The organism is Lactobacillus helveticus DSM 20075 = CGMCC 1.1877 (assembly GCF_000160855.1).
GTDB lineage: Bacteria > Bacillota > Bacilli > Lactobacillales > Lactobacillaceae > Lactobacillus > Lactobacillus helveticus.
In genome coordinates, this window is sequence record NZ_GG700752.1 from 411,018 (window position 1) to 427,091 (window position 16,074).

17 protein-coding genes, 1 tRNA gene and 1 riboswitch are annotated in these 16,074 nt (G+C 36.6%); of the genes, 15 read left to right on the forward strand and 3 right to left on the reverse strand.

All coding sequences use genetic code 11. The features are described 5' to 3' along the window. Positions 1 to 94: 94 nt before the first annotated feature. The gene (locus HMPREF0518_RS01910; protein ID WP_003625563.1) at positions 95 to 541 is read right to left on the reverse strand and encodes an Hsp20/alpha crystallin family protein; all 447 of its coding nucleotides are present in this window, start codon (positions 539 to 541) and stop codon (positions 95 to 97) included. A 232-nt stretch (positions 542 to 773) separates the two neighbouring features. On the opposite strand from HMPREF0518_RS01910, the gene greA reads away from it, so the two are divergent. Together greA and HMPREF0518_RS01920 are read left to right on the forward strand one after the other, a co-directional pair. Next, positions 774 to 1,235: a transcription elongation factor GreA gene (gene greA, locus HMPREF0518_RS01915; protein WP_003625564.1), complete on the forward strand. Its 462-nt coding sequence runs from the start codon at positions 774 to 776 to the stop codon at positions 1,233 to 1,235. A gap of 88 nt (positions 1,236 to 1,323) precedes the next feature. Further along, the gene (locus HMPREF0518_RS01920; RefSeq protein ID WP_020829427.1) at positions 1,324 to 1,986 is read left to right on the forward strand and encodes a CPBP family intramembrane glutamic endopeptidase; all 663 of its coding nucleotides are present in this window, start codon (positions 1,324 to 1,326) and stop codon (positions 1,984 to 1,986) included. A gap of 48 nt (positions 1,987 to 2,034) precedes the next feature. Here HMPREF0518_RS01920 and HMPREF0518_RS01925 read toward each other — a convergent pair. Together HMPREF0518_RS01925 and HMPREF0518_RS01930 are read right to left on the reverse strand one after the other, a co-directional pair. Next, positions 2,035 to 2,105: transfer RNA gene (locus HMPREF0518_RS01925), tRNA-Gly, on the reverse strand. 41 nt (positions 2,106 to 2,146) lie between these two features. Further along, the gene (locus tag HMPREF0518_RS01930; protein ID WP_003630784.1) at positions 2,147 to 2,746 is read right to left on the reverse strand and encodes an SOS response-associated peptidase family protein; all 600 of its coding nucleotides are present in this window, start codon (positions 2,744 to 2,746) and stop codon (positions 2,147 to 2,149) included. Positions 2,747 to 2,870: 124 nt separating this feature from the next. On the opposite strand from HMPREF0518_RS01930, the gene trpS reads away from it, so the two are divergent. The 13 genes from trpS to HMPREF0518_RS10015 all read left to right on the forward strand — a co-directional run. After that, a complete protein-coding gene (trpS, locus tag HMPREF0518_RS01935; protein ID WP_003625567.1) occupies positions 2,871 to 3,893 on the forward strand; it encodes a tryptophan--tRNA ligase in 1,023 nt (340 codons plus the stop codon). 24 nt (positions 3,894 to 3,917) lie between these two features. Beyond that, a complete protein-coding gene (locus HMPREF0518_RS01940) occupies positions 3,918 to 4,397 on the forward strand; it encodes a deoxycytidylate deaminase (RefSeq protein ID WP_003625568.1) in 480 nt (159 codons plus the stop codon). Beyond that, complete coding sequence (locus tag HMPREF0518_RS01945; protein WP_003625569.1) at positions 4,387 to 4,995, forward strand: TPM domain-containing protein; 609 nt, start codon at positions 4,387 to 4,389, stop codon at positions 4,993 to 4,995. The genes HMPREF0518_RS01940 and HMPREF0518_RS01945 overlap by 11 nt, the downstream gene beginning before the upstream one ends. A gap of 49 nt (positions 4,996 to 5,044) precedes the next feature. Then, positions 5,045 to 5,208: riboswitch (M-box (ykoK) riboswitch) on the forward strand. Positions 5,209 to 5,293: 85 nt separating this feature from the next. Continuing rightward, on the forward strand, positions 5,294 to 7,957 hold the full coding sequence (gene mgtA / locus HMPREF0518_RS01950; protein WP_003625570.1) for a magnesium-translocating P-type ATPase: 2,664 nt from the start codon (positions 5,294 to 5,296) through the stop codon (positions 7,955 to 7,957). Positions 7,958 to 8,049: 92 nt separating this feature from the next. Next, positions 8,050 to 10,026, forward strand: a complete 1,977-nt coding sequence (metG, locus tag HMPREF0518_RS01955; protein WP_003625571.1) for a methionine--tRNA ligase — start codon at positions 8,050 to 8,052, stop codon at positions 10,024 to 10,026. Then, positions 10,026 to 10,793 carry a TatD family hydrolase gene (locus HMPREF0518_RS01960; RefSeq protein ID WP_003625572.1) on the forward strand — a complete coding sequence of 256 codons (768 nt, stop codon included), beginning with the start codon at positions 10,026 to 10,028 and terminating at the stop codon, positions 10,791 to 10,793. Before metG ends, HMPREF0518_RS01960 begins: the two co-directional genes overlap by 1 nt. Further along, positions 10,780 to 11,346: a ribonuclease M5 gene (gene rnmV / locus HMPREF0518_RS01965; RefSeq protein ID WP_003625573.1), complete on the forward strand. Its 567-nt coding sequence runs from the start codon at positions 10,780 to 10,782 to the stop codon at positions 11,344 to 11,346. The genes HMPREF0518_RS01960 and rnmV overlap by 14 nt, the downstream gene beginning before the upstream one ends. Further along, positions 11,336 to 12,211: a 16S rRNA (adenine(1518)-N(6)/adenine(1519)-N(6))-dimethyltransferase RsmA gene (gene rsmA, locus HMPREF0518_RS01970; protein WP_003625574.1), complete on the forward strand. Its 876-nt coding sequence runs from the start codon at positions 11,336 to 11,338 to the stop codon at positions 12,209 to 12,211. Before rnmV ends, rsmA begins: the two co-directional genes overlap by 11 nt. A gap of 80 nt (positions 12,212 to 12,291) precedes the next feature. After that, positions 12,292 to 12,549 carry a Veg family protein gene (locus HMPREF0518_RS01975; RefSeq protein WP_003625575.1) on the forward strand — a complete coding sequence of 86 codons (258 nt, stop codon included), beginning with the start codon at positions 12,292 to 12,294 and terminating at the stop codon, positions 12,547 to 12,549. A gap of 100 nt (positions 12,550 to 12,649) precedes the next feature. Continuing rightward, the gene (gene purR / locus HMPREF0518_RS01980) at positions 12,650 to 13,480 is read left to right on the forward strand and encodes a pur operon repressor (RefSeq protein ID WP_003625576.1); all 831 of its coding nucleotides are present in this window, start codon (positions 12,650 to 12,652) and stop codon (positions 13,478 to 13,480) included. A gap of 46 nt (positions 13,481 to 13,526) precedes the next feature. Further along, positions 13,527 to 14,912, forward strand: a complete 1,386-nt coding sequence (gene glmU / locus HMPREF0518_RS01985) for a bifunctional UDP-N-acetylglucosamine diphosphorylase/glucosamine-1-phosphate N-acetyltransferase GlmU (protein WP_003625577.1) — start codon at positions 13,527 to 13,529, stop codon at positions 14,910 to 14,912. 236 nt (positions 14,913 to 15,148) lie between these two features. After that, positions 15,149 to 15,715 carry an SLAP domain-containing protein gene (locus tag HMPREF0518_RS10010; protein ID WP_230478125.1) on the forward strand — a complete coding sequence of 189 codons (567 nt, stop codon included), beginning with the start codon at positions 15,149 to 15,151 and terminating at the stop codon, positions 15,713 to 15,715. After that, a partial coding sequence (locus HMPREF0518_RS10015) for an SLAP domain-containing protein (protein WP_003625579.1) occupies positions 15,699 to 16,074 on the forward strand: 376 nt, incomplete at its 3' end. The genes HMPREF0518_RS10010 and HMPREF0518_RS10015, both read left to right, overlap by 17 nt.

The following is a 16,074-nucleotide window of genomic DNA, read 5'->3' on the forward strand; positions in this document are numbered from 1 at the left end:
CTATTTTAAACCAAAATAAAAGCGGGTTCAATAATGAACTCGCTTCAGAGAATTATATCCGTCACTTATTAGACTTCTTGCTTAATCTAATAAATTAATCAATATGGATAGAATTGCTATCATCGCCAGCGTTTTGCTTTGGCAAGGTGATAGTCAATACACCATTATCATACTTTGCATGGATCTCACTTGCAACTATATTTGGCAATCTATAGCTTCTTGAAATGCGACCTTCGCTTCTTTCTTTGTGGATAATATTCTTATCCTTGTCGCTTGTATCCTTGAATGATTTTCTGCTACCTACAACTGTTAAAAAACCATCTTTGTAATTTACATTGATGTCTTCTTTATTCATACCAGGCATATCAATCTTAACAGTATAGTCTTTATCGGTTTCAGCAACATCTGATTGCATGATGTTTTCAATTTCAGTGTCATCAAAGAAGTTTCTTGGAAAACCCAAGAAGTTTCTTGGAAAACCAAACCAGTCGTTCATTGCATCCATCATATCATTACGACGATTCATCATATCGTTTGCCATATTGAAAACTTCCTTTCAATTTTTTTGCTTGTTTAATCTGTAAGGTCTCGTTCTTTTTCCTTACACTGATTATTATAGTCGTTTTTTAAATAAGTTAAACTATTTAGCATTCAAAAGCATATAGTGCTAATTTTTGTAGAAAAACTTTGCTAGATCAATGCTTAACACCTGTGGATAACTTTTGTATAATTAGAAAGAAAAAATGAATGAACTGTTAATCAGGTGTTAAATTATGGTATATTTTCAAAAAATGACGCCGGAAGGCTACAAACAAATTGAAGATGAAATTGCACGATTAAAAAAGGATCGTCCTCGTAGAATAAAGATTCTGCAGGCAGCGCGGGCTTTAGGTGACTTATCAGAAAATACTGAATATACAGAGGCTAAAAGAGACCTTGGTCACTTGCAAAGTCGTTTGCGTTATTTAGGTAAACAATTAAAGTATGCAGAAATTGTGAAAACTACAGATGACGGCAAAGTGGATTGCGGCAAGACTGTTGTTCTTAAGTTTGATGACGATGATGAAACAGAAGAGTATAAGATTGTAGGACGCATGGAAGCAGATCTTGCAGATGGAAAAATTTCTTGCGATTCACCCTTAGGCCAAGCAATTATGAAACAAGAAGCTGGTGGAGTGGCAACAGTTGAGGCACCAGCTGGAGAATATAAAGTGACAATTGTAGAAGTGAAATAAACGGACGCCCTATCTGTATTTAATAAACTGTACTTTTTTGTTATAATATGGAATTTGTAGGATAGAATCCAGAGTAGGAGTGAAAATTTTGAATACGCCAGAATCGAGAGAGGGAAATGTTATCCGCTATGCAGTATACCTGGTAGGGTATGTGATAGTCTTTGCTGTAGTCAAGTTTGTGACTAGGAAGACGCCATTGCATGTTTGGGATCTAATTTTATTTTACCTTGTTGCAGCAATGATATTACTGTTCTATATTTATCGCTTTAACCGCGAACAACGTTTTTTTGCTCGAGATTTTAAGCTGCCCTGGCTGGGTAACTTTTCGGCAGTAATGTTGCTTACTTTGGTGATTACGGCTACTCGGATCCTAATTTCGTACTTACAGGCGTATAATCGAATTCCACATTATGATTTTCAATTGATTTATTTAAAAAATGAATCGGTTGACATGTTTTGGTTTTTGATTTTAGTTCAAGGAATTATCCTGCCAATCCTGCAAGAATTTCTGGCAACAGGATTTTTATTTAATTATGCTTTTCGAAGAAATACCAAACAAGTTGCGATATTAGGAATTATTGTTTCAGGAATTATCTTTAGTTTATTAAACTTTCAAAGTTCACTTCTATTGTTTGTGATTGAGATTATCTATGGTGGGTTATTTGCCTGGAGCTATCTTTATACGCAAACACTCTGGATGCCAATTTATCTAGCTATTATTAGCGGAGTTTTAACTGTTATTATGGCTTAAAAAATAAACGGATGAGAAAAAATCTCATCCGTTTTTTGATATTAAAAAAGCGGATAGCGTGAATCGAACCCGCATCTACAGCTTGGGAAGCTGTCGTTCTACCATTTAACTATACCCGCAATACTTCTTTATTCTATCATACTTTTAATTAAGAAACCAATTATTTTTGATGGGGCTCTTTTTGAACTTCGAGGTTAATATCGCTGCGATCGATTAAACTGGTAAAATTTTGAAAAAGCCATCTGCGCAATTCACTTGGTTCAATGATTAACGGCATCCGATTATGAATGGGAGCCGTATCTTTGTTAGGAGCAGTAGTAACCATAGAAAAATCATTTTGATCATAAATACCCGCAATCATCGTGATAGGATTGTTAGTTTTAAAGCGGTAACGGTCATGATATTTTTTACCATTGGCTACTTGATAAGTAGTTTTTGCATATTCAAAAAATTCGCTACTTAAGATTAAACAGCGTTGTTTAGCAAAAGAATGATCCCACATCGAAGGTTTGTTTTCATAGAATCGTTCGATTCTAGCATTAAACATTGGCTTTTTGGGATCAACTGGACTAGGATAACCCCAGTTTTTATTGACGAGTTGCAGCTTATCATCATGATAAAGCAAAACGGGTGCAGCTTGGTTTGGAAAAATATCTCGTTGTTTTATTTCAATTTGAGGATCTATTAATGGCAGATTCAAATCCTCGGTCAGGTATTTTTTGATTTGCATTAAATCGGGTAAACGAAAGTGATTACACATAGATTATTTCCTTTCTTTGCTGGTAGTTTAATCATAGTCTAAATTTTGTTAAAATTAGGTATTAACTAAGAAATAAAATAAAAAAGTAAAGAGTATAAAATAAAATTAGAAAAGAGTAGAAGTTATGGCAAAAGAAATTTTATTAACCGGTGATCGTCCAACTGGTAAGCTTCACATTGGTCACTATATTGGCTCACTTAAAAATAGAGTAAAATTGCAAAATTCTGGCAAGTATGATCCTTATATCATGATTGCTGATACGCAAGCATTGACAGATAATGCTCGTAATCCAGAAAAAATTCGCAACAGTTTAATTCAAGTAGCATTAGACTACTTAGCTGTAGGTATTGATCCAAGTAAATCAACAATTTACGTTCAATCACAAATTCCAGCTTTGTTTGAATTAACTTCTTACTACATGGACTTGGTAACTGTTGCACGCCTTGAAAGAAACCCAACTGTTAAAACTGAAATTAAGCAAAAAGATTTCAAAGATTCAATCCCAGTAGGTTTCTTAAACTATCCAGTTTCTCAAGCTGCAGATATTACTGCTTTTAAGGCTACTATCGTTCCTGTTGGGGATGATCAGGAACCAATGCTTGAACAAACTCGTGAAATTGTAAGAACCTTTAACCGCGTTTACAACACTGATATTTTGGTTGAACCTAAAGGTTACTTCCCACCAAAGGGTTCAGGTCGTCTTCCAGGTCTTGATGGTAACGCTAAGATGTCTAAGTCACTTGGCAACTGCATTTATTTGTCGGATGATGCTAAGACTGTACAAAAGAAAGTTATGTCAATGTACACCGATCCAAATCATATTCACGTTGAAGATCCAGGTAAGGTTGAAGGCAATACTGTCTTTACTTATCTCGATGTCTTTGATCCAGATAAGGATAAGGTAGCAGAACTTAAGGCAGAATACCAAAAAGGCGGTTTGGGTGACGTTAAAATTAAACGTTACTTAAACAAAGTGCTGGAAGCTGAACTTGCACCTATTCGTGAACGTCGTGAAAAGTATGCTCAAGATGAAGATGCAATTTACGAGATGCTTTTAGAAGGATCAAAGAAAGCAAATACAGTAGCTAATGAGACTTTGGAACAAGTTCGTGATGCTATTGGTTTGAACTACTTTAAAAATAGATAATATTGAATAAACAGAGGTAAGTTCATGCACGATCGAATTCCTTGGAAACAATATTTTATGATGCAAGCACTAGTAATAGCACAGCGTTCTACTTGTAATAGAGCTCTTGTTGGTAGTGTTTTGGTAAAAGATAATCGTATTATTGGCACAGGGTATAATGGGTCCGTTTCTGGACAGCCACATTGTGATGAAGTAGGCCATCAAATGGTTGATGGACATTGCGTTCGGACTATTCATTCCGAGATGAATGCCATCATTCAATGTGCAAAATTTGGCGTATCAACTGATGATACTGAAATATATGTGACTCATTTTCCTTGTTATAATTGCTGCAAATCTTTATTTCAAGCTGGCGTAAAGAAAATTAATTATTACTTTGATTATCGCGACAATCCGTTGGCAATGCAGCTGCTTCATGATTGTGGGGTACCATATGAACAGATTAAAATCGATCGGAAATATGTGGAAAGCTTGGCTCATAAACTTGAAGAAGATGAAAACTAGATTTATTTGGCTATTTGGCTTGTTGGCCGTCTTTATGACGATGACGGGATTTGTGCAACCTAATATTGAGGATCATGCTCATATTTTAAATAAAGAGACTAAGACTTTAATTAAAGAGAAGAATAATCGTTATTTGCAAACCAAAGAGCAACCTCAAATAACTGTAATTACAGTGAAAAAACTTAAAGACTTAACGCCAAAATCGTTAAATCGATCTAAGCGCACTGTTTTTATTGTGGTAGGGCAAAAAGGTAAGAAGCGCGATGTACAAATTTTTTCAAGCAAAGATTTACATGGTGCTTTTACAGCAGATGCGAGATCAAGTATTCTTCGCACTGAGGTAGATCAACTTCAAAGTTATAATAATGCTACTTTTAACAAGGGGTTGCGATTTGTTTTTCGTGCCTGTGCAACCAAGGTAGATCAACAATATCAATATGCTCTTGATAAATTTGATTTATCGCAAAGCGAACAAAATAAAATTTCGCATCCCCATCGAGTAGCACTGCCAATCGCATTAGCCTTGGCATTCCTAATTATGGGAATAATATATATGCTTAGAAGATTCGGACATCATAGCTCTAATTTGCGCAAATAGGCAACTTGACTTATTTGAATTAAGTACTTAAACTTTTTGTAGATATAGTAAGTAAAACTGTTAGGTGAGACTCCTACGTGAATACACGCTATCGCCCAGAAACATCCAGAGATGCCAACGGGTTAAATAGGTGTCGTCGACTTAAGGCGAGATCCAGATAGCTAGCACGTGCTTACGTCACGTAGTGTTAAAACTGAACGACGAGTATGACAAAAGCCTTGTTTGGCGTGCAAGTCACCTGCAGAAATAGCAGGTGGCTTTTTTGTTTGCTTGTCTATTGAATGAGAGGAATTGTAGAATGTTAAAACCAGCGAGCAAAAAACATTCAAATGTTGACATTCAACGAATTCAACGGATTGCACGTGAATCACGTAGCGAAACGCTAGCGAGGCTGCAAGCGAGTGCCGAAGGACTTTCAACCAAAAAAGCTAATGAAAATAGAAAGGAATATGGCAAAAATGAGATAAGAACGAATACCAATGCATCTAAATGGAAATTATTGGGTGAATCCTTAGCAACACCATTTACTTTGGTATTAATTATTTTGACCTTGCTTACCACCTTTACTAGTTACATTGTTCCTCATGGCAATAGTGATATAGAGACTGTATTGGTAATGCTACTGATACTTCTGATTTCTGTTGTGGCAAATTTTATTCAGAAAATACGGATTGCTAAGGTTACTGACAAATTATTAAATATGGTGTCAGTTACTACCAATATCAGGCGTGATGGAAAAAATATGGAATTGCCAACTGAAGATGTAGTAGTTGGCGATGTGATCAACTTATCTGCAGGCGACATGATCCCAGCTGATATGAAGCTGTTAACAAGTAAGGATTTATTTTGTTCTTCTAGCTATCTTGATGGTGATTCCGAACCGACAGAAAAAGTTGCCAACGTTACGCTAAAACCGAGTATGTTAGCTGATTACCTAAATTATCCCAATATTTTGTATGAGGGAACTACGATTGTTTCCGGTTCCGGTAGCGGCATTGTTTTTGCGGTAGGAAACAACACCGTTTTTGGCAAAGAAGTTCAGAAAATTTCACGCAAAAAGGTCAAGACAACGCTGTTTGATCGAGAAATGAAGCAGCTTGCTAAAATTTTAATAATTGCGACAGCTATTTTGTTGCCCTTTTTATTCATAATTAATGGTTTAACAAAAGGTGATTGGGGAGAGAGCCTAATATTTGCTTTGGCAGCGGCAGTTGGACTTACTCCTGAAGTTTTGCCGATTATCGTTAACAGCAATCTGACTAAAGGCGCACTTGAAATGTCCAAACAAGGCGTGGTAGTCAAGCAAATGAATGCTATTCAAAATTTGGGCTCAACTGATGTTTTCTGTATCGATAAAACAGGTACATTAACTCAAAAGCAGGTAGTTCTAGAGCGTCACTATGATTTGGAAATGGAAGAAACGCCGCGTATTCTAAAGTTTTCGTATTTAAATGCTTATTATCAAACCGGGATGAAGGATTTGATTGATAAAGCAGTGATTGATGCGGCTGGTGATGAATTAGATGTAAACGAGATTCAGCGTGATTACAACAAGATAGACGAAATTCCTTTTGACTATAGCAGAAAAAGAATGAGCGTTGTGGTGGTTGATAATGATGAACACCACGGGCAACACTTATTGGTTACTAAAGGCGCAGCTGAAGGGATGCTGGATATTTCTAATCAAGTTGAAGTCAATGGCAAAAGCGAAAAGTTGACTTATGCTTGGCGCGAAAGAATCCTTAATCAAATCAATGAACTGAATGATGATGGTTTACGAGTGCTGTTAGTTGGTTATAAATTGAATCCAGCGCCAGTGGGAGAATTTTCTGCTAAAGATGAAAATGATTTAACAATTATTGGCTATTTGGCATATCTTGATCCACCTAAGGAAAGCACTAAAGAGGCTTTACAAGATCTTAAAAATGATAATGTAAACGTCAAAATCTTTACCGGCGATAATGAGGCGGTTACTAGAGCGATTGCTTTGCAAGTCGGCTTAAACGTCGATACAGTTTACGATGGTGAACAAATTGAAACAGCAACGGCAGAAGAATTGGCTGAAATTGTTGAAAAATGTAATATTTTTGTTCATTTAACTCCTGAATTGCGGGTTAAGATTATCCAGGCTCTAAAAAAGAATGGACATACAGTAGGCTACATGGGCGATGGCAACAAAGATGCTCTAGCAATGAAAGTCTCAGATGTAACCGTGACATCTAATAGTTCTGTCGATATTATTAAAGAATCCGCCGACATTGTATTTGAACAAAAAGATTTGCAGTTGCTTGAACAAATGATTATTACTGGGCGCAAAGTCTTCTCAAATACAATGAAATACATCAAGACCTTCTTGGTAACCAACTTTGGCAACATTATTGCGATGGTAATAGCTTCACTTACTTTGCCGTTTTTGCCATTACTGCCTTTGCAGCTGCTTATCTTAAATTTGATTTATAGTCTCAGCTGCTTAGTAATTCCGTTTGACCGCGTATCCAGAAATTATGTGAAAAAACCGCAAAAATGGTCAATTAATAAATGGCCTAAATTCGTATTTAACTTTGGCCCAATTCCCGCAATAATCGATTTAATCACCATAGCATTAATGTTTTATGTGATTTGTCCATATTTGGTGGGAGCAGACTATCATCATTGGGTATTCCAATCATTGTTTTACTCTGGCTTGTTTGTGGAATCTCTATGGACAAGAGAAATGGTTATTCATGTATTGCGGGATGAACGCTTCCCATTTTTTAGACAACATGCGACGCCAGTTGTCATTCTTGTCACCTTCGGCTTAGCTATTTGGGGCAGCGTTTTGCCATCTTCTAACGTTGCGCCTAGTTTAGGATTAACGCAATTGCCAATTGGCTTTACTTTAGTAGTCGTTGCCTTAGAAGTAATATATGTTTTATTAACTACTGCAGTTAAGCACTTATATTTGAAAAAAGAAAAATTTTAATGAAAAAGGAATTGGTGTTTTAGTCCAATTTCTTTTTTAGCATGTTATTATAGAATAGATATTTTAGACGAATAAAGGAGTATGACTAATTAATGGCTGATAAAGATACTTTTTACATTACAACCCCGATTTACTATCCATCTGGTAGATTAACTATTGGTAATGCTTATACCACAATTGCCGCAGATACCATGGCTCGTTACAAGCGTAGTCAAGGCTACGACACTTTCTTTTTAACTGGTACTGACGAACACGGCTTGAAGATTGAACAAAAGGCTGAAGCTCAAGGAATTAAGCCACAAGAATTTGTAGATAAGATGGCTGCATCATACAAGAAGTTATGGAAGAGCCTCGATATTTCTTACGATAAATTCATTAGAACTACTGACGAGGAACACGTTAAGGCTGTTCAAAAAATCTTTGAAAAGCTTTTAAAGAAGGGCGACATTTACTTAGGCGAATACACTGGTTGGTATTCAGTTGAAGACGAAGAATACTTCACAGAATCACAACTTGCCGAAGTTTATAAGGATGATAATGGCAACGTTATTGGTGGTAAGGCTCCAAGTGGTCATGAAGTACGTTTGGTTAAGGAACCTTCATACTTCTTCAAGATGAGCAAGTACGCTGACAGATTGGTTGAATACTATAAGGAACATCCTGAATTTATTTTGCCTCACTCTCGTGAAAAGGAAATGCTTAATAACTTCATTAAGCCAGGACTTGAAGATCTTTCAGTTACTCGTACTACTGTTAACTGGGGTATTCCTGTGCCAAGTGATCCAAAGCACGTGGTTTATGTTTGGATTGATGCTCTTTCAAACTATATTACTGCTTTAGGCTATGGTTCAGATCATGATGAATTGTTTAAGAAATACTGGCCAGCAGACGTTCATTTGGTAGGTAAGGAAATTGTCCGCTTCCACACCATTTATTGGCCAATTATGTTGATGGCACTTGATTTGCCGTTGCCAAAACATATTATTGGTCACGGCTGGGTATTGATGAAGAACGGTAAGATGTCTAAGTCTAAAGGTAACGCCGTTTACCCAGAATCACTTACTAGCCGTTATGGTATTGATCCACTTCGTTACTACTTGATGCATGCACTTCCATTTGGTGCAGATGGTATCTTCACTCCTGAAGACTTTATTGAAAGAATTAACTACGATTTGGCTAATGACCTTGGTAACTTGCTTAACCGTACTGTTTCAATGATCAACCAATACCAAGATGGTCAAGTTGCACCTGTTCCTGTTACTCAAGACAAGTTTGGCAAGGACTTGCAAGATACAGCTGCTAGTGTAATTGCTGACTATCGTGAACAAATGGATTCACTTCATTTCTCACAAGCTTTAGATAGTATTTGGAAGTTAGTAGCCCGCGCTAACAAGTGCATTGATGAAACTACCCCTTGGGTATTGAATAAAGAAGGCAAGAAGGATGAATTATCTCATGTAATGAGCAACTTAGCTGAAAGCTTGCGTTTGATCGCCATCATGATTTATCCAGTAATGACTGAAACTGCACCTAAGATGTTTGAACAACTTGGCTTGAACTGGGATGATGAAGATCAAAAGAATTTAGCCTTTAATGATTTTGGTTGGAACACCAAAGTTGTTGAAAAACCAAAGCCAATTTTCCCAAGACTTAAGGCCGAAGAAGAAGTTAAATACATCAAGGATGAAATGGCTAAGGCTAAGCCAAAGAAGACCACTAGAAGTGAACAAAAGAAGGGTAACGAAATTACCATTGACGATTTTGACAAGGTAAAGATTCAAGTAGGTCAAATTTTGTCAGTAGAACCAGTTAAGGGCTCAAACAAGTTGCTTATGTTCAAGCTTGATTTTGGCGATGGTAAAGAACGTCAAATTTTGAGTGGTATTCGCAAGTTCTACCCAGATGCAAGTGAACTTCTTGATAAAAAGGTGTTAGCTGTTACTAACTTGAAGCCACGCAAGATGTTAGGTCACCTTAGCGAAGGCATGCTTTTATCCAGTGAAAAAGATGGTCAAGTTAAATTAGCACTTGTTGGCGATGAACACTCAGTTGGAGCTGAATTAGGCTAATGGAGATTATTGATAACCATACTCACTTAAATGATGAGCCTTTTAGAGGCAAGGAACAGTATTATCTTGAACGTGCCAAAAGTTTAGGAGTAACTAAAGTAATATGTGCGGGTCAAGATCCGGATTTTAATCAGCGAGCTGTTGATTTGGTTCAAAGATTCGATAATGTCTATGCGATGGTAGGATATTGTCCTGATGTGGCCAAAGATTATGATCAAAAGGCTGAAGATAAGCTAATTGAGCAGTTAAAAATGCCTAAGGTTGTCGCAATGGGTGAGATCGGTCTCGATTATTATTGGGATGAATCGCCTAGGGATTTACAACGCGAAGTTTTTGCACGTCAAATCGAAGTAGCGCATGATCTAAAAATGCCGGTTGATATTCATACTAGGGATGCTTTTCCTGATTGCTACGATATTTTGAAGAATAGCAATTTAGAGTATGGCGCGATTTTGCATAGCTTTAATGGTGGAATTGACTGGTTAAACAAGTTTTTGGATTTGAATGTCTACTTCTCATATTCAGGTGTGGTTTCTTTTACCAAGGCTACTGAAGTTCATGAAAGTGCTAAAGCAGCTCCACTTGATCGAATCTTGGTGGAAACTGATGCACCATACTTAACGCCTAAGCCATATCGCGGTCGTCAAAATGAGACTGGCTATGTGCGTTATGTTGCAGAAGCCGTTGCTAAATTAAAAGATATTCCACTTGAAGAAGTCGCAGAAGCTACTTATAAAAATACAGTGAGAGTTTATGGTCTTAAATAAAAAGAATTTTGATGCGGTAGTAGTTGTTGAGGGAAAAGATGACACTATTCGTTTAAAACAATTTTTCCCAGGAATTGAGACAGTAGAAACCAACGGTTCTGCTATTTCAGATAGTGTTTTAACTCAGTTGAAGCAGCTTAGTAAAACTAGACAAATTATTGTTTTTACAGATCCTGACTTTAATGGTGAGCGTATTCGCCGGATTGTCACTAACGCGGTGCCTAATGCAAAGCAAGCCTTTATTACACGTAAAGAGGGCGAACCTCATAAAAAGGGGAGCCTTGGCGTAGAACATGCTTCAAAAGAGGCACTTGAAAAGGCTTTGAGTGATTTACACGAAGTTGCTCCGAAAAATAGTGATTTAACAAAAGAAGAATACCGTAAGTTAGGCTTGGCAGGTGGTACGGGCTCACGTAAATTGCGTGAACAAGTTGGCATTAAGTTAAGAGTAGGTTATGGCAATTCTAAGCAATTTTATAATCGTTTGCATACCTTTGGTGTTTCACTTGATGAGTTGAAGCAGGCAGTAGAGGAGGCAAAGAATGGCAAATAATATTCCAATTGGTTCTGCGGTGAGAACCCAGGTAATTATTAACCGCTATTTTGTAAAGGCTAAGAAAAACTTGGGTCAAAATTTCTTGATTGATCAAAATGCAATTTTGGGTATTGTCGAAGCGGCAGATATTCATGCAGGTGATCAAGTAATTGAAATCGGTCCTGGTATTGGTTCTTTAACAGAGCAGCTTTTACTTGCCGGTGCAAAAGTTTTTGCCTATGAAGTAGATGACAGCTTACCTGAAATTTTGCAAAATGAACTGCCTAAAAAAATTGGTGATGCTCCATTAGAAGATCGCTTTAAATTAATGCTTAAAGACGTACTGAAAGCTAATTTTAAAGAAGATCTTGCTGGCTTTTTTGATATGAGTAAGCCAATCAAGGTAGTTGCTAATTTGCCATATTACATTACTACTCCAATTATTTTTGCTTTGGCTGAATCAGATTTGCATTTTGCCAGTTTAACTTTAATGATGCAAAAAGAAGTGGCTGAAAGACTGGAAGCTAAGCCTGGTAGTAAAGAATATGGTCCTTTGACTATTTCTGTCCAAACTGAAATGGATGTCAAGGTGGCACTGGAAGTTAATCATAATTCATTCATGCCACGTCCTAAGGTTGATTCGAGCGTAGTTGTTTTAACTCCATTGAAGAATAAGCCTGAGATTGAGAATCGCAAACACTTCGTTTGGGTGGTAAAAATGTGCTTCTCCCAGCGCAGAAAGACACTAAATAACAACTTGAAAACCTTAATTCCAGATTCTGAAAAGCGTGAAGCATTAATCAAAAAGCTTGGCGTAGATCCACGAGTAAGACCTGAGAATTTAACAATTGAACAATTTATTGAAATATCTAGAAATATCTAGAAATATCCCAGCTAAGTAGTGTATAATATTGATTTTACCTTAAAAATGTGATAGAATGTCATTAAAGGAGTTGTTGTTTAGTGCCAACATCGATTATTACAATAAAGCATAAGTTGGATTCTCACTTAGGTGATACCTTAACAGTAGTAGCTCAAGCGGGTCGTAAGAAAGTTACTAAGAGACGGGGAATTCTCAGAGAAACATTTCCTGCAGTGTTTGTGGTCGATTTAGACCAACATCAAAATAATTTTAAACATGTTTCTTACAGTTACACTGATTTATTAACTAAGAATATTGCATTAAAGTTTGATGATGAGGCTGAGGAAGCTGAAGCTTAAACACAATTCAAAATGTCACTAACATTAAAAATGTTAGTGCTTTTTTGCTCTTTATAGTATATTTATTAAGTATAAAGCCAAACATTAGAAAGGAAATATCATGAAACGTTCAGAAAGATTGGTTGATATGACCAAATATTTAATGGAGCGTCCCCATACTCTAATTACGTTGCCATTTTTTGCTAAGCGATACGGTGCTGCTAAGTCCTCTATTTCAGAAGATTTAGCCATTTTGAAACACACACTAGCTAATAACCAAGATGGTATTTTGGAAACTGTAGCAGGAGCAGCTGGCGGGGTACGCTACATTCCATTTTTAGGTAAAAATCATGCAGAAGATTATTTATATGATTTAGTATCAAGAATTGAAGATCCTAGTCGAATTCTTGCTGGTGGTTTTGTTTATTTATCAGATATTTTAGGCAATACACAAGATTTACGTAGAATCGGTGAACTTGTTGCCACTCGCTACGCTTATGATGATATAGATGCCGTAATGACAGTTGAAACTAAAGGAATTGCCTTGGCTCAAGCTGTAGCTCGCTATTTGGATGTGCCATTCGTAACAGCGAGAAAACGTTCTAAGGTTACTGAAGGAGCAACAGTCTCAGTTAACTATATTTCATCTTCATTAGCCCGTGTTTCTAAGATGGAATTGCCAACTCGTGCTCTTAAAAAAGGCGCTAAGGTTTTAATTGTAGACGACTTTATGAAGGGCGGCGGCACCTTAACTGGAATGGAAGAATTAGTTAAGGAATTCAAAGGTGATATTGCCGGTATTTGCGTTCTTTGTGAAGCTGATTTTGATAAAGAAAAATTAGTTAAGAATTACCTTTCATTAGTAAAAATTAGTAAAATTGATACAGCAAAGAAGCTCATCTTGGCTGAACCAGGAAACTTCTTAAATGAGACTGATTTTGATCGCTTTTAAATGCTATACTAGACCAAAGTTTTAATTATTAAGAGGTTAATTACTAATGGAAAAATATGTAGTTGTTCTTGCCGCAGGCAAGGGGACACGAATGAAGTCAAAGTTGTACAAAGTTTTACACAAAGTTTGCGGTAAAACTATGGTAGAACATGTAGTTGATGCTGCTAGTGGAATTAATCCTACAAAGATTGTTACTGTAGTAGGTACTGGTGCTGGCGAAGTTGAAAAGATATTGGCAAATAAGTCTGATTTTGCCTTCCAAGAAAAACAAGTGGGTACCGGTGATGCAGTAATGACTGCTAAAGAAGCTTTAGGCGATAAAGAAGGTGCTACTTTAGTAGTTACAGGTGATACTCCGCTATTTACTACTGATACTTTTAATGAATTGTTTAAGTATCATGCAGAAAAGGGTAATTCTGCTACTGTTTTGACTGCAGAAGCTCCAAATCCATTTGGCTACGGCAGAATTATTCGTGACAATCAAGGCAATGTTTTACGAATCGTTGAACAAAAAGATGGTAATCCTGACGAATTAAAAGTTAAGGAAATTAATACCGGTGTATTTTGTTTTGACAACCAAAAGTTATTTGAAGCTTTAAAGCATGTTGATAATGACAATGCTCAAGGTGAATATTACTTAACTGATGTACTTGAAATCTTGCGTAACAATGGTGAACGCGTTGGTGCTTACAAGATGCCTGACTTTAGCGAAAGCCTTGGTGTAAATGACCGTGTTGCTTTAGCTCAAGCTACTAAGACTATGCAAAGAAGAATAAATGAAGCACATATGCGTGATGGTGTTTCATTTATTGACCCTGATACTGCTTATATCGATGCAGATGTAAAAATTGGCAACGACACTGTTATTGAAGGCAATGTAGTTATCAAGGGCAATACTGAAATTGGTAGTGACTGCTACATTACTAATGGTTCAAGAATTGTTGATTCTAAGATTGGCAATGGTGTAACTATTACTTCTTCTACTATTGAAGAAGCAGAAATGGATGACAATACCGATATTGGTCCAAACTCTCACCTTCGTCCTAAGGCAATTATTCGCAAGGGTGCTCATATTGGTAACTTTGTTGAAATTAAGAAGGCAGAAATTGGTGAAAATACTAAGGTAGGTCACTTGACTTATGTTGGGGATGCAACTTTAGGCAAGGATATTAACATTGGTTGTGGTACTATCTTCTCTAACTATGATGGTGTTAAGAAGTTCCATACTAATGTTGGTGACCACTCATTTATCGGTGCTGGATCAACACTTATTGCCCCAATCAATGTTGCAGATCATGCCTTTATTGCTGCTGACTCAACTATTACTAAGGACGTTGGCAAATACGATATGGCGATTGCTCGTGGTCGTCAAACTAACAAGGAAGACTACTGGCATAAACTTCCACTTTCCAAAGATAAAGATTGGGAATAAAAATTAAAAAATAAATGTAGAAAAGATCGAATTTAAAATTTGATCTTTTTTATTATGCACAATATTAAAATAACGTTTTCATAATTCTTCATGTCTGCAGATCGCTGGCATTATGATACTTTCTTTTACAAAAATAACAAAATATATTAATTAAACTACAATAAAATTTTATAATATACGTGGATATAGACATAGACAGGGCAAATTTGATAGAAGGAGATCGAGAGATTATGAAGATGAATTCTAAAATTATTATGGCGTCAGCTATTGCAATAATGGGTATTAGTTCTGTTACTGGGATGACTTCTTCACATAATGGAAATGTAGTTTACGCAAGTGTATATAGTACAGTTGGTAACAATACGGTTGAGGTGGTTAAGAATACCAGTTTCGTTAATAGCCAAGAAAAGAAACAATCGATTATAGCTGAAAAAGGTGGCAGTCACCCTGTTTATGCTGTAAAGAATATGAAAGGCGAAACTTATTTAAGCGTACAAAAGAATAACCAATATTGGTTACCAGCTTCTGCAGTTAAAGGGACAATCTCTTATAAGAAGGGAAAATTAACATATACAATTACTAGCAATGAACAGCAGTCAATTAAGCCGCATGCAACGACTGCTCCAACTGCTAAGACTTTAACTTTGATTCATAATGCTTATGTTTATAATTACAAAGGTAAGCGCATCAAGAGCAGCTTGGGTAAATACTTCATTAAAAAAGGCACCTCTATGTCTTATGTTGGCACAAAGAAGATTAAGGGTAAAAAATATTACAATTTAGGACATGGTGAAATATATTAAGGCTGGCAACGTCGAGGGTTCATCTTCAATTAAGCCACACGCCACAGTAGCACCTACAGCTTCAGGAGCTACTCCAACTGATATGAGTAAGCCGAATTTGACCTTAAGTCATAATGCTTATCCTTATAACTCAAAAGGTCAACGTATGAATAACTACTTAGGCTTTACTTATATTAAGAAGAACACTACTATAAATTATTACGGCACTAAGACTATTAAAGGCAAAAAGTACTATTACATTGGTGATGGTGCATATATTAAGAGTGGCAATGTAGGCACAGTGCGTGGTTCTGTAGCCATTAAACCGCATGCTACCGTTTCTCCTGTTGCTGAACAATCTTTATCTATGCCGCGGGGGG